Raw genomic sequence first — 24,807 nt, forward strand, 5'->3', positions numbered from 1 at the left:
CCGGTTCCCTCGTCCGACCCCTCCGTCCGCAGCGCGGCCGGCCCGGACCGGGCCGGCCGCGTTCCTCCACCGGGATGGACCCGCCATGACCTCCGCCGATCACCGCCCCGCGGCCTTCTTCGACGTCGACAACACCCTGACCCGCGGCACCGCGCTCTTCCGCTTCCTCGTCTACTGGTACGCGGCCCAGGGCAGGCCCCCGCACGACGCCGTACGGGAACGGCAGCGCCTGAAAGCCATGACCACGGCCGGCGTCAGTCGGGAGGAGACCAACCGCGCCTACTTCCGGCTGCTGACCGGCGCCCCCGCCGCCGAGATCACCCGAGTCGCCGAGGCCTGGTTCCGCGCCGAGCTGGCCCGGGGCGGCTTCTTCCACGAACCCGTCCTGGAAGCGCTGCACACCCACCGCCGGGACGGCTACCAGGTCGTCCTGGTCTCCGGCTCATTCCCCGCGGTGCTCCTGCCCGTTGTGGAACACATCGGTGCACATCACCTGTTGTGCACCGAGCCCGAGATCACCCCGGTCTCCCGCACCTACACCGGCCGGCTGGCCGACCGCCCCCACCAGCCGATGATCGGCAACGCCAAGTCGGAGGCCGTACGGGAACTGGCCGCCGCCCACTGCATAGACCTGGCCTCCTCCATCGCCTACGGCGACCATGTCTCCGACGCCCCGCTGCTCTCCCTGACCGACCGCGCCGTGATCGTCGGTGACGACCCGGACCTGCGGCGCCTCGCCGCCCACCATGGCTGGCACCGGCTGCCCAAGGCACCCCCTCCCCCCGCCGTACCGCTGCCCGAACCGAACCCCGCCCCGCCAGGAGCAATGCTGTGAGGATCGCCGTCGTCGGCGCCTACGGAGCCGGCAAGACCACCCTGATCACCGCCGCCACGGCCCACACCGGGCTGCCCGCAGCCCACGGCACCCCGATGCGGGACCCCGCCGGCAGCCGGCCCAAGCCGCTGGAGGAGGCCACCGAGCCCGAACTGGTCCAACTCGTCGTGCGCCGCCACGCCGAGCGGCTCCTCGCCGAGGCCGCGCACCCGGAGGGGTTCCTCTCCGACGGCTCCCTCCTGCACGAGTGGGTCTACGCCACGGTCCGGCTCGCAGTCGGCCTCCACCCCGGCACCGACCAGGGACCGCAGATCGTGATGGCAGACCCCGACAGCCCCTACCGCAGCGTGCTCGACCATCTGGGCCGTGAGTTCCTGCACCGCGCGCTCGCCTCGTACGACGTCTTCGTCCACCTCCCCGTCGAGTTCCCGCTCCACGACGACCCGCCGCCCATAGCCGAACACTTCCGCACCCTCTCAGACCGCCTCCTCCTGGACACCCTCCACACAGCGGGCGCCCCCGTCCACACAGCCACCGGCCCTCTCGAAAACCGCCTGGCCACCCTCCTCACCCTCACCCCCGCGTATGTTCCGTGAACTCGAAATGCCCATGGCTGGCAGATCCATAAGGCCATCGCACGAACCGACGCCCGCACGCGGGACAGCGAGCCGAGCGGACGGGATGCTGTACGCAGAGGTGAAACCGCCGTGACCGGTCGTCAGGTGCCGTTCGGCTGGCGGGCGCTGTTCGTGGCTGCGTCAAGGCCCGCCATGAGTGCCAGTCGGCTCGCACGAACGTGATCACGCATCACCCGCTCCGCACTGTGCCCGTCCTTGGCGATGATCAGTTCGAGGACGTGGTGGTGCTCGCGGTCGGACTGCAGGGCCCGGCCGGGTTGACTGAGCGATGTCGTCACCAGCCGGGAGTAGGCGAGCTGGTTCATGAGGATGCGGTAGTGCGCTTCCAGCTTGGCATTGTCGGCTCCGGTGATCAGCAGGTCGTGGAACTCCTCGACGAGCTCGGCGTAGCGGGCCTTGTCGTCGGCCGCGACGGCGGCGTCGGCCTCGACGAGGTTCTGCTCGAGGCGGTCGAGCTCGGGGACGCGGCCGCGCTGTGCCAGCAGCCTCGCCGCCGCGCCCTCCAGCAACTCCTTCATCTCGAACAGCTCGGTGATCTCACGACGTGAGGGTGCCGTCACGAAGGTCCCCACGCGAGGCCGGATCTCGACGAGACCTTCGGTCTGCAACTGCTTGAGTGCCTCACGGACGGGTGTGCGGCTGACCCCGAAGGACTCTGCCAGCGCGATCTCGGACAGGCTGCCCCCTGCCGGGAGTTCACCGCTGATGATGCGGCGTCGCATCTCGGTGATCACGCGGCCCTGCGCGCTTCCGTTGTCGGCCGCCTGCTTGGCTTTGCTCATCGGGCCTTCCCCCACATTGGTCTGTGCATGGCGTTCAACTTAGATCGGTGAGCGCACCGCCGTCGAAGAAGCCTCCGGCCCTGTAGATCATCGGGGTCCGTTCGGTGACGGCCGCGTCGACGACCCGGCAGACGAAGATCGTGTGCGTGCTGGCCTGCAGTCGCTCACGGATCTCCACCTCCATCCTGGCGCTGCTCCGGTCGATCAGTGGGCTGCCGAACGGGCCGGGCTCCCAGTCGAGACCGCTGAACTTGTCGTCGGACTTGGCGGCGAAGCGTTTGACGACGTCCAACTGCTCGGTCGAGAGGATGTTGATCGCGAGATGGGTGGCCCGGAACAGGCACGCGTACGTCGACGACGTGCGCTGCACGCACACCATCACCGTCGGCGGGTCGAGCGAGATGCTGGCGAAAGCGTTCACCGCCAGCCCTTTGGGCCGGTCCCCGTCCATGGCGGTCACCACCGTCACCCCGGTGACGAACCGCCGGTTGACCTGCTTCATCACGTCCGTGTCGGGCTTCACGCGGACAGTGTCCATGGGTGCCTCCTCGGTGCGCGTCGTGCCGGTCATCGGTCCTCCCCGACGCTGATGATGCCGATTGCGGCGAGCAGCGAACGAGGGTCCCAGGTGACGAACTCCTCGACCACCAGGTCGCCTTCGAAGCGTGCGAAGGTCGCTCCGTCGACCTCGACGGACCGATTGGTCGGCGGTACGCCGAGGAAGGAACCCTCGTGCCTGCCGGAGCTGTGCCAGCGCACCGCCATACGGTCGCCCTCCGCCACGATCTCGTCGATGGTCGTGACGAGATCGGGAAACGCGGAGCGGGCCGCGAGGATGGACGCCTTGAACTCGGTCAGTGACTGGCCCTCCTCCTTCGGAGAGCTCCGTCGGCGGTAGTCGGCGCTCAGCAGGCTGTCGAGCGCGTCGACCTCGCCACGGTCCCAGGCCGCGGCCCAGGTCTCGATGACCCGCCCTTTACGGACGTTGCTGGACATATCTTTTCCTCCTGGCTCTGCCTGTGCCGTGGACAGATCGGTTTCGGGTCTGTGTCAGTGGACCGAACTGGTGGTCGTCGGCGCGGCGTTGGCCTCTTCCTCACGCGTGCCGGAGCGGTCCTCCGGTGCGGGGTTCCGGCCGGCGAGGGCCTGCTCCGCCGCCCGGCGGTCGGAGGTCAGCTCCTTCCAGAAGGAGACCGCCAGACCGGCGATGATCACAAGGAACGGTGCCGAGGTGACGATCACCGTGTTCTGCAAGGCGTTCAGGCCACCGGCGAGCAACAGGGCGATCGCGGTGACGCCGGTCAGCACGCCCCACAGGACGAGGACCGAGCGCCGGGGATTGAGCGAACCGTCCGAGGTCATCATGGAGAGCACGTAGGTGTTCGCGTCCGCGCCCGAGATGAAGAACATCAGGACCAGCACGATGGCGATCGCTGATGTCACGCTCGCGAGCGGGAAGTTGTCGAGGGTCGCGAAGAACGCGCTGTTGATGTCCGCGGCCGTCTGCTTGGCAATGGTGCCGCCCTCGAACATGTCGACATGGATGGCGGTGCCGCCGAACACGGTGAACCAGGTGAAGAACACGACCGTGGGGACCGCGAGTACGCCCGTGATGAAGCCACGGATGGTACGGCCACGGGAGATGCGGGCCAGGAAGACTCCGACGAAGGCCCCCCAGGACACCCACCAGGCCATCATGAAGTAGGTCCACCACTGCATCCATTCGAGGCCACCGAAGGCGGTGCCCTGCAGGCTCATCCGGAAGAAGTCGCTCGCCCAGGTGCCCACGGACTCGATGTACAGGTTGGCCAGGAACACCGTCGGACCGACGACCAGCATGAAGAGGAAGAGCACGATGGCCAGGATCGTGCTGCCCTGGCTCAGGAGCTTGATTCCCTTGCTGACACCGGTCACGGCCGACAGCGTGAAGACGGCGGTGACGAGGGAGATGATCAGAACCTGGCTGACGGAGTTGACGGGAACGCCGAACAGCGTGCCGAGACCGTTGTTGACCTGCAGGGCACCGAGTCCCAGCGACGTCGTGGTGCCGAACAGTGTCGCGAACACCGCGAGGATGTCGATGGCCTTGCCGATGGGGCCGTTCACCCGCTCGCCGAGCAGCGGGTGGAAGAGCTGGCTGACCAGCGCGCGACGACCCTTGCGGAAGGTCGAGTAGGCGATACCGAGACCGAACACAGCGAAGATCGCCCACGCGTGCAGTCCCCAGTCGAAGTAGGAGTACTGCATCGCCCGGACAGCGGCCTCGGGCGTGCCCGCCTTGGCCAGTCCGTGCGGTGGTGCGGCGAAGTGCGAGATGGGCTCGGCCACACCGTAGGAGACAAGTCCGATGCCCATGACCGCGCTCAGGATCATGGCGAACCAGGCGGGTGTGGAGAACTCGGGGCGGTCGTGGTCCTTGCCGAGCCGCATGTCGCCGGCCGGGCTGAAGGCCAGGAAGACGAGGAAGATCAGGATGGCCAGCGTCACCACGAGGTAGGTCCAGCCGAAGGTTTCCGTCACCCAGTTCAGTGATGTGTTCGTCACCTTGGTGAGGTTGTCGGTGAACAGGATGGCCCAGACGACGAAGAGGGCCGAGATGCCGACCGATGTCCAGAAAACGGAGCCGAGCCGCCCCCTCTCGGAGCCGGGTGCGGTCGCGGGCTCCGGGGGTCCTGGCTGTTCCGTGGCGGGAGTGGACATGGGCGCTCCTTGAAGGCTGTGTAGCAACAGTCAAGCCAAGGCTGCTTGTATGCCAGGGGACGTTAAGCACGCCACAGAAGGCTGTCAAGCATGTGTGCTACCGACCGTGTTACATGGCGGTTGCGTGCGTTTCACGCCCGATCTGTTGACTCTGTCTCCAAGTGCCACCTACGGTCTCTTGTATGCCACAGCGCGATGCTGTGTGGTCTGGCATGCCAGCGTTTGGCCTGAAAGGGCCCTTCCTCGCCCGAAAGGAACACGCAGATGCGCTTCTCGATCTTTCACGGGACGGGTGCCCCGGGCCGTCTCGCCGACTACCACCAACTCATGGGCGAGGCACGGGAGTTCGCCGTCGCCGCCGACCGCGCGGGGTTCTGGTCCATCTGGTACACGGAGCACCACTTCGGCCACGAGGGCCAGGAGCTCACTCCCAACCCGGTGCTCATGGGCGTCGACATCGCGGCCCGCACCTCCCGCATCCGGATCGGCCAGGCCGCGAGCATCGTCACCTTCTGGCACCCGCTGCGCCTCGCCGAGGACCTCGCGCTGCTCGACCAGTTGTCCGGCGGGAGGGTCGAGGTCGGTGTCGGGCGCGGTCTCTACGGCCGTGAGGCGCTGAACCTCAACCCCGTGGCCGACCCGCGCGACCAGCAGAAGAACAGGGCGCTCTTCCAGGAGACTCTGGAGGTGCTCAAGGCGGCGTGGACCGGTGAGTTCTTCTCCCACAAGGGCGACTTCTTCGAGTTCCCGGCTCCTGGCGTGAAGTGGAACCACCCGCTTTCGCCGCCGTCGCCCGACTTCATGACCGACGGTGTCATCTCCAAGATGATGGTGACGCCGCGCCCGCTGCAGCCGCAGCTTCCGCTGTGGCAGGTCATCGACACGCCCCCCTCCATCGAGTGGGCTGCCCGCAACGGCGTCAAGGGCATCTTCTGGCTTCCCCCGGTATCGGCACTCAAGGGCCGCTTCGAGCTCTACCGTGACGCGGCCAGTGAGGCCGCCGGCCGGGAGTTCGCACTCGGTGAGGGGATCGGACTCGTCCGCGACGTGTTCGTCGCCGACACCATGGAGGAGGCGCGTGCCGGCTTCGAGGAGGCCGTCATGAACACCTATCGGTGGGTCTGCCACTGGCGAGGGCTGTCGAACCTGATGGAGGACGGTGAGGAGCTCACCGACGCCCACGAGCTCAGCTACGACTTCCTGCACGGCCGCAACCAGCTCGTCGGCACCCCCGAGTACGTGGCGGAGAAGATCGCCGAACTCCGTGACGAGCTCAACGTGCGGGACCTGTTCCTCTGGACGACCCACCCCGGTCTCGAGCACCGCAAGGCGATGCGCAGCCTCGAACTGTTCAGCGAGAAGGTGATGCCGCGGTTCACCGGCTCGCAGGGCGCCGACGTCACCGACGCCGTCGCACCGGGTGCCCGGTCGTGAGCGCGCACATCCGCCGGATCTGCACGGTTTTCGAGGATCTGGTGACCGAACTCGGCGCACCGGTGGCCGGCCCGGTACGCCGGGCGGCCGTGGCGGCCGTCATCGCCAACCCGTGGGCCGGTCGCGGTCTGGTCGACGATCTGAACGAAGAGGTCGTCAGGGTCGCGCCGGTACTGGCGCACGAGCTCACCTCGCGCCTCGTCGGCGCCCTGGGCGGGACGGGCCGGGTCGAGGCGTTCGGCAAGGCCGCGATCGTCGGCCTCGACGGTGAGACCGAGCACGCGGGTGCGCTGATCCACACGCCGTACTTCGGAAACCTCTTCAGGGAGATCACCGAGGGCAGTTCGGTGATCGTCTTCTCCGACGACCGGGCCGAGGCCGGGGCGTCGCTCACCGTGCCGATGTGGCACAAGGTCCACGCGGCGACGCGGTCCCACTACCAGACCATCGCCGTCCGCGTCCCCGACGCCCCCCGTGCCGACGAGATCGTCGTCATCGCCGCCGGGTCCTCCGGCGGGCGGCCGAACGCCCGGATCGGCGACCGCTCCGCCGACCCGCAGGTACGACTCGCGGACCACCCCCGTAGCCGCTACAAGACCGAGAACCTGGAGTCCGTGCGATGAACGTCCGCAAGATCGTCACCTACGTCGACGAGGTCGTCACCGAGGGCGGCCGTCCCGTCAACCCGCCGGCCCGCAGCGCCGTGGTCGTCGCCGTCATCGAGAACCCCTGGGCGGGGGAGGGCTTCGTCGAGGACCTCGCTCCCGGCATCGACGCCACCGCCTCCGACCTCGGCAAGCTGCTCGCACCACGGGTCGTCGAGGCGCTGGGCATCCCGGTGGAGGCCTACGGAAAGGCGGCCGTCGTCGGGCTCGACGGAGAGATCGAGCACGGCTCGGCCCTCATCCACACGCTCAAGTTCGGCGACCACTTCCGTAAGGCCGCCGAGGCGACCACGCTGCTCCCCGCGGTCGAGAAGCGGGCCGGCGCGGGCACCGTGTTCGACATTCCGCTCAAGCACAAGACCGATGCCACGGTCCGCTCGCACCACCAGACCATCGAGGTCCGCGTGGCCGACGCCCCCCATGCGGACGAGATCGTCATCGCCCTGGCGGCCGCCGGGCAGGGACGCCCGCAGGCACGCCTCGCGCCGTTGTCGACCGAGCAGTGACACCGTGATCCACCACACCGTCACCGGGACCGGCCCGGACGTCCTGCTCCTGCACGGCGTCGGTCTCGACCACACGATGTGGCAACGGTGCATGCCCGAACTCACCGCGAACCACCGGGTGACCAGGGTCGACCTCCGTGGCCACGGCGCCTCGCCCCCGGCGCGGCAGGGGACCTCCCTCGCCGAGCTCGCGGCCGATGTCGTCGAGGTCCTCGACCACATCGGCGCCCATCGCGTCCACCTCGTGGGCTTCTCGCTGGGTGCCCTCGTGGCGCAGCACATCGCCGCCCACCACCCGGCTCGCGCCGCCACCCTGTCCCTGGTGAGCAGCGTCGCCCTGCGCACACCGCGGGAGCGCGAAGCGGTCCTGCGACGGCTTCGGGCGGCGCGGACCGACCCGGCGGTGACCGCGGACGCAGCCGTGCAACGGTGGTTCGACGAGGCGTGGCGACTGCGGGAGCCGGACCTCGTGGCGGACGTACGAAGGACACTGCTGGCGAACGACCACTCGTCCTACCTGGCCTGCTACACCGTCTTCGCGACCGGTGACGAGGAGGTCGGCCCGCTCCTCGGCCGGATCACGGCACCCGCACTGGCCATCACCGGGAGCGAGGACCCCGGATCGACCCCGGACATGTCCGGCCGACTGGCGTCGGCCATCCCGGACGCCCGCGTCAGGATCGTGGCGGGCGCTCGTCACCTGCTCCCGCTGGAGCGGCCGCGGGAACTGGCCGCAGCGCTGACCGAGCACTTCGAGAGGATCACGCCATGACCGTCCGCAGTGAGGCCGTGCCGGCCGACGGCAAGCCCACCGTCCTTCCCCGGCGCGACCACTTCATCAACGGTGAACGGGTGGCTCCCGCCGGGGGTGAATACTTCGAGAGCGTCAATCCCACGACCGGGACGGCCTTCTACGAGGCGGCCCGGGGCAGTGCCACAGACACGGAGCGGGCCGTGACGGCCGCGCAGGAAGCGTTCGAGAACCCGGCCTGGCGTGATCTTTCCCAGACGCGTCGTGGCCGGCTACTGCGTCGGCTCGGCGACCTGATCGGGGAGAACGCCGACCTGCTCGCGCGCACGGAGACGCTCGACAACGGCAAACTGCTCCGCGAGATGCGTGCCCAACTGGCCGCTCTGCCGGAGTACTTCTACTACTACGCCGGACTGGCCGACAAGATCCACGGCGAGGTCATCCCCGGGGCGGCCCGCAGTCTCCTCAACTACACCCTGCGGGAACCGGTCGGCGTCTGCGGCGCCATCACCCCCTGGAACTCGCCGCTGCTGCTCACCACGACCAAGCTGGCCCCGGCGCTCGCCGCGGGAAACACGATGGTGGTCAAGCCGTCGGAGCACACCTCCGCCTCCCTGCTCGAACTGGCCGAGTTGCTCGAACCGGCCGGCTTCCCACCGGGAGTCGTCAACGTGGTGACCGGGTTCGGTGCCGAGGCCGGAAGCGCCCTGGTCTCGGACCGGCGCGTGCGGAAGATGTCCTTCACCGGGAGCACCGCCACCGGGGCGCTGATCGCGCGCGCCTGTGGCGAACGCTTCGTCAGGGCCACGCTCGAACTCGGCGGCAAGTCCCCCAACATCGTCTTCCCGGACGCCGACATCGCCTCCGCCTCGATGGGCATCGTCGCCGGAATCTTCGCCGCCGCCGGGCAGACGTGCGTCGCCGGCAGCCGGGTGTTCGTGCACCGTGACGTGTACGACGAGACGGTCGAGCGGGTGGTGGAGCGTGCCCGCACGATCCGTATCGGCGACCCTCTCGAGGCCGGGACCGAACTGGGCCCGCTGGCGATGGCGTCCCAGCTCGCCAAGGTGGAGGAGTACGTCGCGACAGGCCGGAAGGAGGGCGGCCGGGTCGTCACCGGTGGCGCCAGGGCCGACGTCGGCCTCGACGGGTACTTCTACGAGCCGACCGTCTTCGTCGGCACCGACAACGGGATGCGGGTGAGCAGGGAGGAGATATTCGGCCCGGTCGCCTCGATCATGCCCTTCGAGACCGAGGAGGAGGTGACGAGGCTCGCCAACGACACCGACTACGGCCTCGCCGCCGGTGTGTGGACCAGGGACCTCGGCCGCGCCCACCGGATGGCCTCGGCGCTCGAAGCGGGCACGGTCTGGGTGAACACCTACCGGGCCATGTCGCCGATGTCGCCGCGTTCGGGCTTCAAGAACAGCGGCATGGGCGTCGAGCACGGCACCGAGACCATCAAGGAGTACACCCGCCTCAAGTCGGTGTGGATCAACACGAGCGACGAACCCCAGGGCGACCCGTTCGTGCTGCGGTCGTAGCGGGACTCACGACTCACTTCGGTACGTGGTCGCCGTACGCCGTGACGGACAGAAAGCGGATCGGGAGTTCCACCAGTTCCTGCGGCCCGTGAGCGCCCTCTCCGTCGAGCTGGAGGGCGTCTCCGGGGCGCATGGTGTAACTGGCCTCCCCGTGTCCGTAGACCATTTCGCCTTCCAGCATGAAGAGCAGCTCGGTGCCCGGGTGCTGGAAGAGGGGGAAGACCTCGCTCTGCTCGGTCAGCGTGACCAGGACGGCCTCCATGCGCTTGTGCGGGCCGCGCAGGGCGCCGAGGAGTTCGTAGAGGTGGCCGACGCGGCTGCCGCGGCGGGCGATGCGGGCGCCCTGCCCGGCAGGCACGAAGACAGCCTCGCGGTCGGCGTCGACCCCCCGGAACAGCGCCGTGACCGGGACGCCGAGACCGGTGGCGAGGCGGCCGAGTGTGGTGAGGCTGCACGAGGTCTGCGCATTCTCGATCTTGGAGAGCATGGCCTTGGAGATCCCCACTCTGGCCGCCATCTCGGCCACCGACAGGCCCGCCGCCGTTCGGTACTCCCTGACCTGCCGGCCGATGACGACTTCGAGTTCCAGCTTTCGTGCCGCCTCTCCTGGGTCGACCTCACGGTCCGGCAGATCGCCGGCACGGGCGGGGAACGCGGGGGTGTCCGGGTCAGGCGTCATACGGGCCATTGTGCAGCGACGGTGTTTCCCACGAGGAAACGGGCCGGGGGGATCACCGCTGGGCGGTCAGGGTGAACCGCGGCTCCGGAGCGGCTCCGTCCAGAGCGAGGCCGGTGGCCATCTCCCCGATCAGCGGCGCGAACTTGGCGCCGTGTCCCGAGCAGGGCGAGCAGACGACCAGCGGGCCGGAGCGGTCGAGGAGGAAGTCCTCGTCGGGCGTGGTGGTGTAGAGGCAGGTCGCCTCGTTGAAGGGCTCCGGAACCAGGCCGGGCAGCCACTGACGCACATAGGCCGTGATCCGGTCCCGTGCGGCAGGGTCGACCAGGCCGCTGCGGGTGTCGGCGGTGGTGGTGCGGCCCGCGTCGTGCTCGGCGATCTTACGGCCGTCCTGTGGGCCGCCGTCACGTCCGCCCGGGAGGCTGTAGGTGTTGAGGGTGTCCTTGTGGACGACGACGGGCCAGGGCGGGGCTGAGGGGTCGCGGCGCGGGAAGTGGAAGACCTGTTGCTGGCTGACGGTCAGCTCCGGCAGCGGTACGAGGCCGCCGAGCAGGCCGGCCACCCAGGCTCCGGCGGCGATCACGGCCCGGCGTGCCGTGATCGGGCCCCGGTCGGTCTCCAGCCGTACGGCCTCGTCACCGAGCACACTGATGCGTCGTACGGCGCAGTCGTGACGGATGTCCGCCCCGCGCGCCTCGGCCCGTTCCAAGAAGGCGGTCACGGCTCCGGCCGCGTCGACCGTGCCCGCCTCGGGGTGGAACAGGACGGGGCCGTCGAAGCGCAGCCCCGGCCAGCGGCGCGCGGCCTCCTGAGGCGGCAGTAGTTCGTGCGGTACGGCGGCTGCCGCCAGGGCGGTCGCGATGCGCTCCGGGTCACGCAGCCGACCGTGGTCGATGCCGCCGACGTCGCGCAGCAGTCGCGTGCCCGCATCGGCCTCCAGCTCGCGCCACAGCTCCATCGCGCGGCCGGTCATCCGGATGTACAGCTGGTCCGGATAGGCGCGGCGCACGATGCGTGCGCTGCCGTGCGAACTGCCCTTGTCGTGCCCGGCACCGAACTGTTCCAGGACGGCGACGGACCGCCCGCGCCGGGTGGCCGCCCACGCGGTGGCCGCCCCCGTCAACCCCGCGCCGACGACGGCGACGTCGACGTCCACGGCGGACGGGCTCACAGCCCGGCCCCTGGGATCCAGTGGGTGCCCGCGAGCGGGACCCGGGCCATGGCGGCCGCCTCGATGGTGAGCGCCACCAGGTCCTCGGGCTCCAGATGCGTCAGGTGGGCCTTGCCGCAGGCGCGGGCGATGGTCTGCGCCTCCATGGTCATCACCCGGATGAAGTTGGCGAGCCGACGGCCGCCCTCGACGGGGTCGAGACGGGCGGACAGCTCCGGGTCCTGTGTGGAGATGCCGGCGGGGTCGCGCCCCTCCTGGTAGTCGTCGAAGTACCCGGCGGCCGATCCCAGCTCCCGGTACTCGGCATCCCACTTGGGGTGGTTGTCGCCCAGCGCGATCAGTGCCGCCGTTCCGATGGCCACCGCGTCCGCCCCCAGCGCCATGGCCTTGGCCAGATCGGCGCCGCTCCGGATGCCGCCGGAGACGATGAGCTGCACCTGCCGGTGCACGCCCAGCTCCTGGAGGGCCTGGACGGCCTGGGGGAGTGCGGCCAATGTCGGGATGCCGACGTGCTCGATGAACACGTCCTGCGTGGCGGCGGTGCCGCCCTGCATGCCGTCGAGGACCACGACGTCGGCGCCTGCCTGCACGGCCAGCTTCACGTCGTAGTAGGTGCGCGTCGCGCCGATCTTGACGTAGACCGGCTTCTCCCAGTCGGTGATCTCCCGTAGTTCGCGGATCTTGATCTCGAGGTCGTCGGGGCCGGTCCAGTCGGGGTGGCGGCAGGCGCTGCGCTGGTCGATGCCGACGGGCAGCGTGCGCATGCCGGCGACCCGGTCGGTGATCTTCTGGCCGAGCAGCATGCCACCGCCACCGGGTTTGGCACCCTGGCCGAGGACGACCTCGATGGCGTCGGCCTTGCGCAGGTCGTCCGGGTTCATGCCGTAGCGGGACGGCAGGTACTGGTAGACGAGGTGCTTGGACTGGCCGCGCTCCTCGGGGGTCATGCCGCCGTCCCCGGTGGTCGTCGACGTACCGGCCTCGGAAGCCCCCCGGCCCAGTGCCTCCTTGGCCTGCGCGGACAGGGCGCCGAAGCTCATGCCCGCGACGGTGACCGGGGTCTTCAGGCGCAGCGGGTACGTGGCGCCCCGATCGCCGAGGACGACGTCGGTGTCGCAGCGCTCGCGGTAACCCTCCAGCGGGTAGCGGGACATGGACGCGCCGAGGAACAGCAGGTCGTCGAAGTGCGGGACCCGGCGCTTGGCGCCCCAGCCGCGGATGTCGTAGATGCCGGTCTCGGCGGCGCGCTGGATGGCGTGGATGGTGGCACGGTCGAACGTCGCCGACTCGCGCAGGCCCTGGGATGCGAAGTCCACGGGAACAACTCCTCTGGTCCTCTAGTACGCGGCCGAGTTGGCGACCGTGAAGTGGTACAGCCGTCGGGCGGAGCCGTAGCGGCGGAAGTCGGCCGGGTCCTCCTCGCGATCGGCCGCCTTGAGCAGAACGGCCAGCTCGGTGAGGTGTTCGTCCCGCATCTCCTTCTCCACGCAGTCCGCGCCGAGGGACTTGACCGTGCCCTTGACGTAGACGCGGGCCTCGTACAACGAATCCCCCAGCGCGTCACCCGCATCGCCGCACACCACCAACCGCCCCGCCTGGCCCATGAAGGCGCTCATATGGCCGACGTCGCCGCCCACGACGATGTCCACGCCTTTCATGGAGATCCCGCAGCGGGCCGAGGCGTTGCCCTCGATGACGAGCAGACCGCCGTGTGCGGTGGCGCCGGCGGACTGGGAGGCGCTGCCGCGCACCCGGACCGTGCCCGACATCATGTTCTCGGCGACGCCCGTGCCCGCGTTGCCGTTGATGGTGACCGTGGCCCGCTGGTTCATGCCCGCGCCGTAGTAGCCCACCGGGCCGTCGACGACGACATCCAGGTCCGTGGTGAGGCCGACGGCGACGTTGTGGGCGCCGTCGGGGTGGGTGACGCGCCAGGACGTACCCGGATCCGCCTGGTGCAGCGTGCGGTTGAGGTCGCGCACGGAAGCGCGCGACAGATCGACATCGGTGGGTGTCAGCGTTGCCACGTGTAGACCTCCTCGGGCTCGGGTTCGAAGACGCGGGCGGACTCGATGCCGGGCAGATGGGCGAAGTACCGGTACTCGGACGCCATCGCGACCCACGCATCGGTCTCGGCGACGATGGCGGGCTTGCAGGCGATCGCGTCCCGGACGACGGCGAACGTGTCACCCGTGGTCACGAGCAGCGTGTAGAAGCCGTCGAACCGCTCGCAGAGCAGCCGGAGCGACTTCTCCAAGTCGTGTCCCTGGGCGAGTTGGGCCGCCACGAATCGGGCGCCGACCTCGGAGTCGTTCTCGCTGTCGAAGGCGATGCCCGCGGCGCGCAGTTCACGGCGGATGGTGGCGTGGTTGGAGAAGGAGCCGTTGTGCACGAGGCAGACGTTCTCGTCGACGGAGAACGGGTGGGCCCCCTCGGGGGTGACCGCGGACTCGGTGGCCATACGGGTGTGGGCGATGCCCTGCCGTCCGGTGGCGGCGCGCAGGCCGAACTCCTCGGCGAGCGCGTCGGGGTGACCCACGCCCTTGAGGACGGCCAGCTCGGTGCCCCGTCCGGTGACGACGGCCGAGGGGAAGGCGGCGCGCACGGCCCGTTCGAGGTCGGCGGCGGTGAGGGCGGGGGAGTGGACCACCGTGTTCTGGCCGATGGTGACGGCGACGGTGTCCTGGCCGATCAGCGCGGCGATCTGCCCCGGCTCGGTGTCCGCGGTCAGCACACTCACCGCGGCGTGCCCGGCCGGGGTGAGACGCGCGTCGCCGTAGAGGGCGACGCCCGCCGAGTCGGGACCGCGCTCGGCGGCCTGGTGAAGCATTCCGGTGAGCAGCTCGCCGAGCCTCGGCTCCAGCGAGGGATCGCGCACCTGGAGTCCCGCGATGCCGCACATGGCATGACCTCCAAAGGCTTTCAAATGGCAGGTGTCGGAAGGAGGGCTCAGAAGGCAGTTGTCGTACGGCCCAGACGGCAGTTGTCAGACGGCCCAGACGGCAGTTGTCAGACGGCCCAGACGGCAGTTGTCAGACGGCTCAGAAGGAGAGGTCAGACGGCGGTGAGATAGCGGTCGACCTCCCAGAGGGAGACCGTGTTGTGCCAGTCGTAGAACTCCTCGCGCTTCAACTCGGCGTAGTAGGCGCTGACTCCGGCCGACGGGTCGACCGCGTCGAGCACACCGCGGACGACGTCGTCGCCCTCCAGCGCGTGCACCGCGTCGAGGAGCGTGCGCGGCAGCCGGGGACCGCCGCTCACGACGCCCGGATCGCCCGGGTCGAGGGCCCGGCGTACCCCGTCCAGCCCCGCGCCGAGAGCGCCGGCCGCGGCGAGATAGGAGTTCGCCGAGCCGTCGCCGCCGCGCAGCTCGACGCGGTGCGCGTCCGGCACACGCAGGAAGTGGGTGCGGTCGTTGCCGCCCCAACTCGCCGTGCGGGGTGCCCAGGTGGCGCCCGAGGCGGTCGTGGTCGCACCGGTGCGCTTGTAGGAGTTGACCGTCGGCGCGATGAGCGCGTGGAGCGCCGGGGCGTGCGTCAGCAGCCCGGCGGCGAAGTGGTACGCCTCGGGGCCGAACCCCATGCCGTACGGGTCCCGGGCGCCGTCGCCCGCGGGGAAGAGCGGGCGCTCGCCGTCCCACAGCGACAGGTGCATGTGGAGCCCGCTGCCGGTGCGGTCGGTGAACGGCTTGGGCATGAACGTGGCGGTCATGCCGCGCTGTTCGGCGAGGACCTGCACGATGTAGCGCAGTGTCACGACTCGGTCGGCGGTCGTCAGGGCGTCCGAGTGGTGGAAGTTCTGCTCGAACTGCCCGTTGCCGTCCTCGTGGTCGCTCGCGTACGGGCCCCAGCCGAGCTGCACCATCGCGTCGGACACCGCGGTGAGGTGGTCGTACATGCGGGTCAGCCCGCGGGCGTCGTAACAGGGCTGTGCGGCGTCGTCGAAGCGGTCGGCCGTGATGAGGCTGCCGTCCGCCGCCCGCTGCACCAGGAAATACTCCACCTCGGCGCCGCTGACCAGTCGTACGCCCTCGGCGGCGGCCTTCTCGGCGAGCGTCCGCAGGATCACGCGCGGCGCGAACGCGTACGGGCTGCCCTCGACCTGCGGGTCGCAGTGCACCATCCCCAGGCCGGGACGGACGAAGGTGAGCGGGGTGTACGAGGACACGTCCGGAACCGCGATCACATCGGGGTCGCGCGGCAGTTGGCCCATGGCGCCCGCGGCGTATCCCGCGAACCCGACGCCCTCGCCCTGCAGCGCGTCCGCCGCCTCGACGGGCACCAGCTTCGCGCAGGGCTTGCCGGTCAGCGTCGTGAAGGTGGCGAGCAGGAACCGTACGCCGTCCGCCTTGGCCAGCGAGGCGAGTGACTGGGTGGCGGACGCGGGCGGGGTCGAGGTCAGCGGATCGGACATGAGCGCTCTCCTGGGGCCGGCCTGTCTACTGTCATGACCGAAAGTCTCATGTCATGAAACGCATGGGGTGTGTCCCCTTCGTTGCTGCCCTGTAAACCAGGGCGCCTGGATCTGGTGGTGTGGTCGAAGGCGCCGACGGCAGCTCACACGAACTGACGGTGGGCGTGACCGCGGCGCTGGTGCTGTCCCTGGTGTCCTCCTGGAGGGCGGGATGAATCCGCTGTTCCCGGACTCGCCCCTGAATGTCTGTGCCGCCCTCTACGGTGGAGATCCGGATGCCGCCGAGGCGGTGGGGAAGGGGACGACAGGCGTGCGCAGGGTTCCACCGGAGATGTTCCGGTTCACGACGGTGGAGAGGTCCGATCTGTATGGGGCGGTGCTGGACGCCTTCGGTGTGGCCGGCGAGCACCTGGAGACGGCGCTGGGGCTCGACGCGGTGCGCGAGCGGCTGCGAGGAGTGGGCTGGGCGGCGGCGGTCGAGGATGAGGAACTGCATGAGGCGCTCAGGCGACTCGTGCAGTGGGAGCTCCTGGACGTGGTGCACAACCACGCGGAGAACTACCACACGGCCGAGGAGTACGAGCGGCGCAATCTGCAGTACTCACTGACCCGCCGGGGCGAGGCCGCTCTCGCCGGAGTGCGGCACGCGCTTGAGGTTCTCGCCTCCACGGGGGCGCTGCAGACGGCCGTGCTGGAGGCGATCGCCGACCGGCTGGACGAGCTGTGCCTGCTGTCCGGCGAACCCGCCTCGGCCGATCGCCGGATCTTCAGCACACTGCGGGAGCTGGAGGGACACCTGGAGGCCCTGGTGGAGAACACCAAGGCGTTCAACGGCGAACTGCAGCGGCTCCTGCGCGCCGAGGGCGCGGATCTGGAAGTGTTCCGCGAGGTCAAGGCCGCCACCGTCGCGTATCTGCAGGAATTCCTGGTCAACCTCGACCGGCGCGGGCAGACGGTCGCCGCCGCCGTGGCCCGGGTGGAGGAGCGGGGGACCGCCGTGCTGCGCGAGCGAGCCCTGCGCGGGGCCGAGCTACCGCCGGTGGCCGGTGAGGATCCCGCGGCCGGCTGGCTGGAGAGCAGGCGGGCGCGCTGGGCGGGCCTGCGGGCGTGGTTCCTGCCGGACGACGGGGCGCGGCCCCGGATCGAGCAGCTGCACGACATCGCCCGGCGGGCCATCGTCTCGCTCCTGCAGGTCCTGGAGCGGATCAACGAGTCACGGCGCCGCTCCTCCAGCGCCGTGCAGGACTTCCGGGAACTGGCCCGCTGGTTCGCGGCGGCCCCCGCGGAAGAGGACCTGCACCGGCTGTGGTCGGCGGCCTTCGGCCTCGGCCCGGCGCGCCACGCTCACCTCGCCCACCCCGACCCGGAGTTGATCCCGTCGTCTCATTCCTGGTCCGAGGCCCCGCCGGTAGCGGTGTCGGCGCTGCTGCGGACCAGCGGACGGACGGAGCGCTTCACGCGCACGGGCAAGGTGCGGGACGTCGCGGCAATCAGGGCGGAGCGCTCCGCGCGGGCCCGCGCGGAGCGAGCGGAACTCGCGCGCGCCTGGCAGGTGCTGGAGACGCACCGTCCCATGCGTCTGTCCTCCTTCGGCGCGTTGGATCCCGCTGTGTTCGACCGCCTGCTCGACCTACTGGGCCGGGCCCTGGCCGCACGGCCGGACGCGGGCGGCCTGCGGCGCGCCACGACGGGAGACGGCCGGGTGGAGATCGCGCTGGCGCCGCCTCCCGACGAGCGCACCGCCGTACTGCACACCGCGAAGGGTTCACTGGCCGGACCGGACTACGTCGTCCACATCACGGCGGCGGGCGGAGCGAGCGCCTTCCCGGCCTTCCGCGCCGCGCAGCAGGAGGCGGCGGGATGAGCACACTCGCCAACCAACTGGCCGCCGCAGAACGGGAGGAGGTCGCCCGCGCCATCCGGCTCCTCCTGGCCCGCCCCCTACTCACCGAGGCCGCCGATCCGGTCGGCTTCGAACTCGTACGACGCCGTCGCGAGCCGCTGGCCCAGTGGTTCGACTACACATGCGGCTGGAGCCTGGTCGTGGAGCCCCGCCGCGGTTACGCCCGCCTCACCAAGGTCCGCGCTAACCCGGACGGCTCCCGCCCGGCGCGCAGGGCGCGTTCCGGCCGAGCCCCGTTCGACCGCCGGCGTTACGTGCTGCTGTGCGTGACCGCGGCCGAGTTGCTGTCGATGCCGATGACGACCATCGGCATGCTCGCCGACCGTGTCGTGCAGGCCACGGCGGCCGACCGGGCGCTGACCGTGTTCGACCCGGTCCACCGCCCGGAGCGGATGGCGTTCGTCGACGTCCTGAAGCTGCTGGAGTCGTACGACGTGCTGCGTTCGGTGGACGGGACGACCGACGCGTACGTCGAGTCCGCGGAGGCAAAGGTCCTTTACCGCGTGGACACCACGCTGCTGATGCGGTTGCCCGCCGCGCCCGTCGGTGCCTCCCGGATCGCCGTGCCCCCGGACGAGGTGCCCCCGCGGTTCGAGGAACTCCTCACGGGTCTTGTGCGGGAGCGCCGCTACGGCGGCGTGGTCGTCGACGGTACGGCGGACGAGGCGCACAGCGAGACCGCCGCCACGGATGCACAACGCAACCTGAGGCTGCGCCACTCGGTGCTGCGCCGCCTTCTCGACGACCCCGTGCTGTACCGGACGGACCTCGCCGAGGACGAGCTGGCGTACGTCACCTCCCTGACCGGACGACAGATCCTGCGCCGCTCGGTCGAGCAGGCCGGCTTCCTCCTGGAGGAACGAGCCGAGGGTTTCCTGCTCGTGGACCCGGAGGGGACCGCCACCGATGTCCGCTTCCCCGACGACACGTCCACTGCCCGGGTTGCCGCGCTGCTGCTTCTGGAGCCACTCTGCGCCGCGCCTGCCGGAATGCTGCCCGAACAGCTCACCGAGGCCGGAGCGGATCTGCTGCGCCGCTTCCCGCGCTGGGCCAAGGCGTATCAGTCCGAGGACGGCGCGGCCCGGCTGTCCGACGACGCCGTACGCGTACTGCGTGATGTCGGCCTCGCCCGCAGGGCCGGGGGTCGTGTCGTCGCCTGCCCGGCTGCGTACCGCTACCGCCTGACGGAGACGACGAGTTCGGATCCGGGAGACAGGCCCGGACCGGAACGGGACGCGAGCCCGCGTGAAACGGCAGGCACCACGGCTTCCGGGGGCGTTGTCGCAGAAGGAGATCAGCAGTGAGCGTGACAGAGCTTCCCCTGCCGCGGAGGCCGGAGCCCACCGAGTCGGCCGGGGCACCGGCAACAGTGGCGGGCGCCGCCCGCAGCCGCTGGCAGCCGCACCGCGCGGGCATCCTCAACGTCTGGCGCTACTACGACGAGACCTTCACCTTCCACCAGGGCCGCCTGCTGCTGCGCGGCCAGAACGGTTCGGGCAAGTCCAAGGCCCTTGAGCTTCTGCTGCCCTTCCTCTTCGACGCGAGCCTCCGCCCCAACCGCCTGTCCACGTTCGGCGGTTCGGAACGCACCATGCACTGGAACCTGCTGGGCGAAGGCGCCTCCGGCAAGACCCGCGTCGGGTACGTGTGGATGGAGTTCCGCCGCGTCGGCGACGACGGCACCGAGCGGTGGTTCGGCTGCGGGGCGCGCCTGCAGGCGAGCGTGCACACCAGCGGGGTGCACGCCGACTACTTCACCACCGGCTCCAGGATCGCCCACCCCGACGGTGTGCTCTTCGTCAACGAGGCGGGACAGCCACTGACCCGAGCCGCCCTTGCGGAAGCCCTCCGCGACCGCGGCGACGTGCACGCCTCGGCCACCGACTACCGCACGGCCGTACGACGTGAACTCTTCGCCGGCATGGCGGAGCAGCGTTACGAGTCGCTGCTGTCCGCCCTGCTTCAGCTGCGCCAGCCCAAACTGTCCGAACGGCTCGACCCGTCCCTGCTCTCCACCCTGCTGTCCCGCGCCCTGCCCCCATTGGGCGAGGGAGAGATCGCCGAACTCGCCGAGGGCTTCGAGCGGCTGGACCGCCAGCGTGAACATCTCAAGAGGCTCGACGACGAGGTGACGGCGGCCGAGACCGTCGCATCCCGGCAGCGCGCCTACGCGCGACGGGTCCTGCGTGCCGGCTCCGCCGCGCTGATCTCGGCGACCACCGAGATGGACAACCTCACCCGCGTCGCCCGCCAGAGCGCCGAGGAGCTTGAACAGGCACTGGCGCAACGCCAGTCCACCCAGGCCCGGCGCGAGGAACAGGAGCTGCGCGCGCACGCCCTGGAGGAGACCGTCGAGGGTCTGCGTGAGAGTGACGCGTACAAGCACGGTGAGGAACTCGACCGGCTCCGCCGCCGCACGGAAGACATGGCGGCCGCCGCCGGGCGGCAGCGCGCCACTGCCCAGGCCACTCAGGCCCGCGCGGAGGGGGACCAGGCACACGCCGAGGAGGTCGCAGGGCGGGCCCGCGCACTCGACGAGCACGCCCGCGAAGCCGCCGAGGAAGCACGCCGGTCGGCACGGGCAGCGGGCATGGAGTCCATCCATCACGAGGTCAGGACAATCCTCGACGCGGATCCTGCAGTGCCCCTCCCTGACGGCATGGGGCGTGAGGTGGGGGGACGTCGGCCCGAGGGCCCCGGCCTCACACGCACGGTGGACGAGAACGGGGCCCGACAAGCCCGTCGGCTGCTGCGCGGCGCGGTCACCGCCCGACGGCAGCAGGTCGCCCTCATCGCCGAGGCGATCGACGAGCACGATCGTGCGGTACGCGATCGGGGCGCCGCCGAGGACCTGCTGGACGAGGCCCGTACCCGACTCGCGGAGGCGATCGCCCGGCGGGACGAGGCGTCCGGAGCCTGGGACGACGCCCTTGCCGCACAGGCGGAACGGCTGCTCGCCTGGGCCGAAGGCTGCACGGAACTACGCATCCCCGATCCCGGGGAACTGGTGGCCAGAGCTGCGACCGCGGCTGAGGTGACGGCCCTGGTCGAAGTCGCCGCGCGCCGGCCGGCACACGAGATCGGCACGGCGGAGGCCACCGCCCGAGCCACACGCCAGGGCCTGCGGGACGAGCGGAGCCGACTAGAGGAGGAGGTACGACGGCTCAGCGGCGAGACCGACCTCCCGCCTCCGCCCCCGCCCACCCGCACCACCGTCCGCACGGCGACGGCGGGAGCACCCCTGTGGCGGCTGGTCGCCTTCCGCGAAGGTGTCCCGCTCCCCGTGCAGGCCGCGGTGGAGGCGGCACTGGAGGCGTCGGGCCTACTGGATGCCTGGGTCAGCCCCTACGACGGGATTACGCTGCCGGGTCACGACACCCGCGCCGAGGCGGCCCTGGCCGTGACATCCCCGGGGCCCAGTCTGCTGGAGGTGCTGAGGCCCGACGAGGACATCCCCGTCCCGGCCGACACCGTGACCCGCATCCTCGCCGGTGTCGCGTACGGCACAACGCTGCCCGGCGGTCACCCCGCCGCCGTCTCCGCCGACGGTGCCTGGCGTCTCGCACTCGCCACCGGGACCTGGAGCAAGCCGGAACCGGCCCACATCGGCGCCCTCGCGCGACAGCGGGCCCGGCAGCGCAGGATCGGTGAACTGACCGAGCTCATCAGCGAGATGAACGCCGGCCTCGCCGCGCTCGACGACCAGCTGCGCGGCCTCGACGCACGCCGCGCCCGGCTGGACGCCGACCGCGCCGCCCGCCCCGACCACCGGGAACTCGACGCCCGTCGGCGTGACTGGGACCGAGCCGAGGAGAAGGTGGCTGCCCGGGACGACGCCGTGCGCGACGCCGCAGGGCATCTGGCGCGGTGCGAGAGCGAGGCGGCGGGCGCTCTGCGCACGCTCAGCCGCCGGGCCGCGGAACACGGACTGCCCACCGACCGCGACCGGTTGCGCGAACTCTCCGCCGACGTCGACAGGTTCCGGGACACCGCCGACAGCTGGGTGGACGCCCGCTTCACCGCGACCGCCGCTGCCGACAGGGCCCAGCAGATGGCAGCGCAGGCAGACCGTTCGCGCCGGGCCGCCGAGGAACAGGCCGAGGACGCGGCAGCCGCCGCAGCGGAGGCGGCGGGTCTGAAGGCGCGCCTGGAGGCGGTGGAGGCCACCGTCGGCGAGGACTACCGACAGATCGTCGCACGCGTCGCCGAGGCGCGCGCCGAACTGCGACGCTGCCGTGAGGAGGCCGGCCGGGCAGCCGATCTCCTGCTGCGCCTGGAAGGGCGTATCGGAGGACTGCGGGCCACCAGTGGTCAGGACGCCGAACGACGGGAGCAGGCCGTCGCGACCCGGGACGGTGCGGCGCACCGGTTCCGGCACCTGTGCTTGATCGGGCTGGCCGAGGACGCCGGCATCACACCGGAACTCGACGCCGGGGACGGCACCAAGGCCACCCTGGAGGCGGCCCGCGCCATCGCGGCGAAGTGGCCCGGTATCCCGCACGCCCCACGCAACCTGGGCGACGCCGCGACCCGCCTCTCCGAAGCGGTCCACGAGGCCCGCCAGCACCTCGGCGCCCGTGCCGACCTGGACCTCGAACCAGATGACGACATCCAACTCTTCATCGCCACCCTGGACGGCGTACGCGTGGGGGCGACGGGCCTGCTCACCGCGCTCACCCAGGAGCGGGACCGCAGCCGTGACGACATCACCACCGCGGAGCGGCGCCTCTTCGACCAGATCCTCACCGGAGACATCCGCCGCCACCTCGCGGCACGCATCCGTCAGGCCGGCGAACTCGTCGACCGCATGAACGGGCACCTGGAGCAGGTCCGTACCGCCTCCAACGTCGCCGTCCAACTCGTCTGGGACGTCCGTCCGGATCTTCCGGACAGCACCCGCACCGCCCGCCAGCTGCTGCTCAAGGACCCCGGCCGGGTCACCGAGACCGACCGGGAGGCCCTGCACGCCTTCTTCCGCGCCCGTATCGAGGAGGCCAAGGGCAGCGACACGGCCGCGAGCTGGGAGGAACAGCTCGGCGAGGTACTCGACTACACCGCCTGGCATCGCTTCACCGTCCGCCTCGACCGGGCGAACGGGACCGGATGGCAGCCGCTGACCAAGAAGCTGCACGGTGCCCTCTCCGGCGGAGAGAAGGCCATCGCACTGCACCTGCCGCTGTTCGCCGCCGTCGCCGCCCACTATGAGGCCGTGCCGTCGGCACCCCGGCCGATCCTGCTGGACGAGGTCTTCGTCGGCGTCGACGCCGTCAACCGCGGACAGGTCTTCGCCCTGCTCACCGCACTCGACCTGGACCTCATGGTCACCTCGGACCACGAGTGGTGCACCTACGGTGAACTGCCCGGCATCGCCGTCCACCAACTCCTCACCGACGGGGACGACGACGCGGTCACCAGCGCCCGCTTCGTCTGGAACGGCACCGACCTGGAGGCGGGATGACACACCTGGAACCAGCCCCGGGCGAACGCACCCTGCGCCGCCCTGAACTCCGCCCGCTCTGGCACACGGTCCACAGCCGCCTGTCCTCCGGCCGCCCCGTCACACGGGTGCGTCTCGGACCGCTCGACGAAGCCCAGCGCGAGGCCCTCGCCGACCTCCTCGGCCTCGACCGTCTGCCGGACGCTCGCCCCTGCGTCCCCCTGGCCCGCCTGGAAGAGGCCGTCACCGAACTGTCCGGCCGTACGGTGCGCGAAACCGTCACCGAACTCGTCGGCCCCCTCGGCGACCGCGCGGGCGAACGGCGCCGCCAAGCAGGCGACCGCGCCGAGCTGTGGACCTGGCTGGACGGCCACGACACCGTGCGAGCGCAGCCGGCGCTCTCCGACTGGGCCGCCTCCTGCCGAGCCGCCGGCCTGATCGGCGCCTCACCGGAACGCACCCGATCCCTGCTCACAGACGCGCTCACGGTGCTCGCGGAGCTGCCCGCCCAAGCCGAGCCACTGCCCGTCTTCGCCGCCCGAGTCCTGAACGGTCACTCGCACGCACTCGACGACGGCACCCCCCTGTCCACCCTCGTCCTGCGTGCCCTGGCGACCCTTTACGACACCGTCCCGCCGCAGTCCGCGGCGGACCGGCGTGCCCTGTGGACTCGCGCGGGTGTCGCCGACGACGACCTGTCCGCCACCGTTCTCGTCGGTGGACTGCGCCCGGCCGGCGACGGCCCGCTCGCCCGTGTGGCCCGCGTCTGTGCCGAGGCCGGTCAGGCCGCCAGCCTGACCCTCGCCCAACTGCGGGCCCCGGGCGAGTTCACCCTCGCCGCCGACCCCGCACCCGTCGTTCACGCCGTGGAGAACCCCAGCATCCTGGCTCTCGCCGTACGCCGCTTCGGCCAGGACTGTCCGCCGCTCGTGTGCCCATCCGGCTGGCCCAACAGCGCGGCCATCCACTTCCTCCGCCTCCTCGCGGACCAGGGCGCCACCCTCCGCTACCACGGCGACTTCGACGGCGAAGGCATCCGCATCGCCGCGTACCTCCTGGACAAGACGCCGGCCCGCCCCTGGCGCATGACGGCGGCGGACTACCGCGCCGCGGTCGCCCGCACCCCGCACGGCCCTCAGCCCGGCCGCCTCACCGAGGCACCCTGGGACCCCGAACTGATCCGCGCCATGACCGAACACGGCACCGCCGTTGTCGAGGAACTGGTGGCCGATGTGCTGTTGGCAGACCTGGCTGAGCAGTGTGAGCGCAGTCCGATGCCGGCGCAGGGGTGTGTTCGGCGTGAGCCGTTGCCAACCATCGCAAAGTGACGAAAGTGCCGCCGGAATGCCATG

Annotated in this window: 21 protein-coding genes; 11 read left to right on the plus strand and 10 right to left on the minus strand. The window is 70.8% G+C overall.

Translation table 11 applies throughout. From position 1 onward, the window contains the following. Window positions 1–85 precede the first annotated feature (85 nt). Together CLM62_RS17800 and CLM62_RS17805 are read left to right on the plus strand one after the other, a co-directional pair. Window positions 86–835 carry an HAD family phosphatase gene (locus CLM62_RS17800; protein ID WP_095750857.1) on the plus strand — a complete coding sequence of 250 codons (750 nt, stop codon included), beginning with the start codon at window positions 86–88 and terminating at the stop codon, window positions 833–835. After that, window positions 832–1,431 carry an AAA family ATPase gene (locus tag CLM62_RS17805; RefSeq protein ID WP_095750858.1) on the plus strand — a complete coding sequence of 200 codons (600 nt, stop codon included), beginning with the start codon at window positions 832–834 and terminating at the stop codon, window positions 1,429–1,431. The genes CLM62_RS17800 and CLM62_RS17805 overlap by 4 nt, the downstream gene beginning before the upstream one ends. 122 nt (window positions 1,432–1,553) lie before the next feature. Here the strand turns inward: CLM62_RS17805 and CLM62_RS17810 are convergent, their stop codons facing one another. From CLM62_RS17810 to CLM62_RS17825, 4 genes are read right to left on the minus strand one after another with little or no spacing between them, the layout of a single operon-like run. Further along, the gene (locus tag CLM62_RS17810) at window positions 1,554–2,255 is read right to left on the minus strand and encodes a GntR family transcriptional regulator (RefSeq protein ID WP_095750859.1); all 702 of its coding nucleotides are present in this window, start codon (window positions 2,253–2,255) and stop codon (window positions 1,554–1,556) included. 34 nt (window positions 2,256–2,289) lie between these two features. Beyond that, window positions 2,290–2,826: a flavin reductase family protein gene (locus CLM62_RS17815; protein ID WP_257003895.1), complete on the minus strand. Its 537-nt coding sequence runs from the start codon at window positions 2,824–2,826 to the stop codon at window positions 2,290–2,292. Then, window positions 2,823–3,251 (minus strand): ester cyclase, encoded by a 429-nt coding sequence (locus CLM62_RS17820; RefSeq protein ID WP_095750860.1) that lies wholly within the window; start codon window positions 3,249–3,251, stop codon window positions 2,823–2,825. The genes CLM62_RS17815 and CLM62_RS17820 overlap by 4 nt, the downstream gene beginning before the upstream one ends. 54 nt (window positions 3,252–3,305) lie before the next feature. Beyond that, entirely contained in the window at window positions 3,306–4,955 is a 1,650-nt protein-coding gene (locus tag CLM62_RS17825; protein ID WP_095750861.1) for a BCCT family transporter, read from the minus strand. Between the two features lie 264 nt (window positions 4,956–5,219). Between CLM62_RS17825 and CLM62_RS17830 the strand changes: the two genes are divergently transcribed. The 5 genes from CLM62_RS17830 to CLM62_RS17850 are packed head-to-tail and all read left to right on the plus strand — an operon-like array spanning window position 5,220 to window position 9,855. Beyond that, window positions 5,220–6,389 carry an LLM class flavin-dependent oxidoreductase gene (locus tag CLM62_RS17830; RefSeq protein WP_095750862.1) on the plus strand — a complete coding sequence of 390 codons (1,170 nt, stop codon included), beginning with the start codon at window positions 5,220–5,222 and terminating at the stop codon, window positions 6,387–6,389. Beyond that, entirely contained in the window at window positions 6,386–7,012 is a 627-nt protein-coding gene (locus CLM62_RS17835; RefSeq protein WP_095750863.1) for an amino acid synthesis family protein, read from the plus strand. Before CLM62_RS17830 ends, CLM62_RS17835 begins: the two co-directional genes overlap by 4 nt. After that, a complete protein-coding gene (locus CLM62_RS17840) occupies window positions 7,009–7,560 on the plus strand; it encodes an amino acid synthesis family protein (protein WP_095750864.1) in 552 nt (183 codons plus the stop codon). Before CLM62_RS17835 ends, CLM62_RS17840 begins: the two co-directional genes overlap by 4 nt. Before the next feature lie 4 nt (window positions 7,561–7,564). Beyond that, on the plus strand, window positions 7,565–8,332 hold the full coding sequence (locus CLM62_RS17845) for an alpha/beta fold hydrolase (RefSeq protein WP_257003896.1): 768 nt from the start codon (window positions 7,565–7,567) through the stop codon (window positions 8,330–8,332). Then, window positions 8,329–9,855, plus strand: a complete 1,527-nt coding sequence (locus tag CLM62_RS17850) for an aldehyde dehydrogenase (RefSeq protein ID WP_095750866.1) — start codon at window positions 8,329–8,331, stop codon at window positions 9,853–9,855. The genes CLM62_RS17845 and CLM62_RS17850 overlap by 4 nt, the downstream gene beginning before the upstream one ends. Before the next feature lie 13 nt (window positions 9,856–9,868). On the opposite strand, the gene CLM62_RS17855 is transcribed toward CLM62_RS17850, so the two are convergent. The 6 genes from CLM62_RS17855 to glnT form a co-directional block, all read right to left on the minus strand. Next, window positions 9,869–10,534, minus strand: a complete 666-nt coding sequence (locus CLM62_RS17855; protein WP_095750867.1) for an XRE family transcriptional regulator — start codon at window positions 10,532–10,534, stop codon at window positions 9,869–9,871. 52 nt (window positions 10,535–10,586) lie between these two features. After that, window positions 10,587–11,702, minus strand: a complete 1,116-nt coding sequence (locus CLM62_RS17860; RefSeq protein WP_095750868.1) for an FAD-dependent oxidoreductase — start codon at window positions 11,700–11,702, stop codon at window positions 10,587–10,589. Next, entirely contained in the window at window positions 11,699–13,018 is a 1,320-nt protein-coding gene (locus tag CLM62_RS17865) for an FMN-binding glutamate synthase family protein (RefSeq protein ID WP_095750869.1), read from the minus strand. The genes CLM62_RS17860 and CLM62_RS17865 overlap by 4 nt, the downstream gene beginning before the upstream one ends. A gap of 21 nt (window positions 13,019–13,039) precedes the next feature. Continuing rightward, entirely contained in the window at window positions 13,040–13,729 is a 690-nt protein-coding gene (locus tag CLM62_RS17870) for a glutamate synthase (protein ID WP_095750870.1), read from the minus strand. Beyond that, entirely contained in the window at window positions 13,717–14,604 is an 888-nt protein-coding gene (locus tag CLM62_RS17875) for a glutamine amidotransferase (RefSeq protein WP_095750871.1), read from the minus strand. The genes CLM62_RS17870 and CLM62_RS17875 overlap by 13 nt, the downstream gene beginning before the upstream one ends. 152 nt (window positions 14,605–14,756) lie before the next feature. After that, window positions 14,757–16,115 carry a type III glutamate--ammonia ligase gene (glnT, locus tag CLM62_RS17880; protein ID WP_095750872.1) on the minus strand — a complete coding sequence of 453 codons (1,359 nt, stop codon included), beginning with the start codon at window positions 16,113–16,115 and terminating at the stop codon, window positions 14,757–14,759. A 310-nt stretch (window positions 16,116–16,425) separates the two neighbouring features. On the opposite strand from glnT, the gene CLM62_RS17885 reads away from it, so the two are divergent. From CLM62_RS17885 to CLM62_RS17900, 4 genes are read left to right on the plus strand one after another with little or no spacing between them, the layout of a single operon-like run. After that, window positions 16,426–17,979 carry a TIGR02677 family protein gene (locus tag CLM62_RS17885; protein WP_095750907.1) on the plus strand — a complete coding sequence of 518 codons (1,554 nt, stop codon included), beginning with the start codon at window positions 16,426–16,428 and terminating at the stop codon, window positions 17,977–17,979. Next, the gene (locus CLM62_RS17890; protein ID WP_095750873.1) at window positions 17,976–19,322 is read left to right on the plus strand and encodes a TIGR02678 family protein; all 1,347 of its coding nucleotides are present in this window, start codon (window positions 17,976–17,978) and stop codon (window positions 19,320–19,322) included. The genes CLM62_RS17885 and CLM62_RS17890 overlap by 4 nt, the downstream gene beginning before the upstream one ends. Then, on the plus strand, window positions 19,319–23,476 hold the full coding sequence (locus CLM62_RS17895) for a TIGR02680 family protein (protein ID WP_095750874.1): 4,158 nt from the start codon (window positions 19,319–19,321) through the stop codon (window positions 23,474–23,476). Before CLM62_RS17890 ends, CLM62_RS17895 begins: the two co-directional genes overlap by 4 nt. Next, window positions 23,473–24,783, plus strand: a complete 1,311-nt coding sequence (locus CLM62_RS17900) for a TIGR02679 family protein (protein WP_257003898.1) — start codon at window positions 23,473–23,475, stop codon at window positions 24,781–24,783. The genes CLM62_RS17895 and CLM62_RS17900 overlap by 4 nt, the downstream gene beginning before the upstream one ends. Window positions 24,784–24,807 lie beyond the last annotated feature (24 nt).

Source organism: Streptomyces sp. SA15, from assembly GCF_002291145.1.
In the GTDB taxonomy this organism is placed as follows: domain Bacteria; phylum Actinomycetota; class Actinomycetes; order Streptomycetales; family Streptomycetaceae; genus Streptomyces.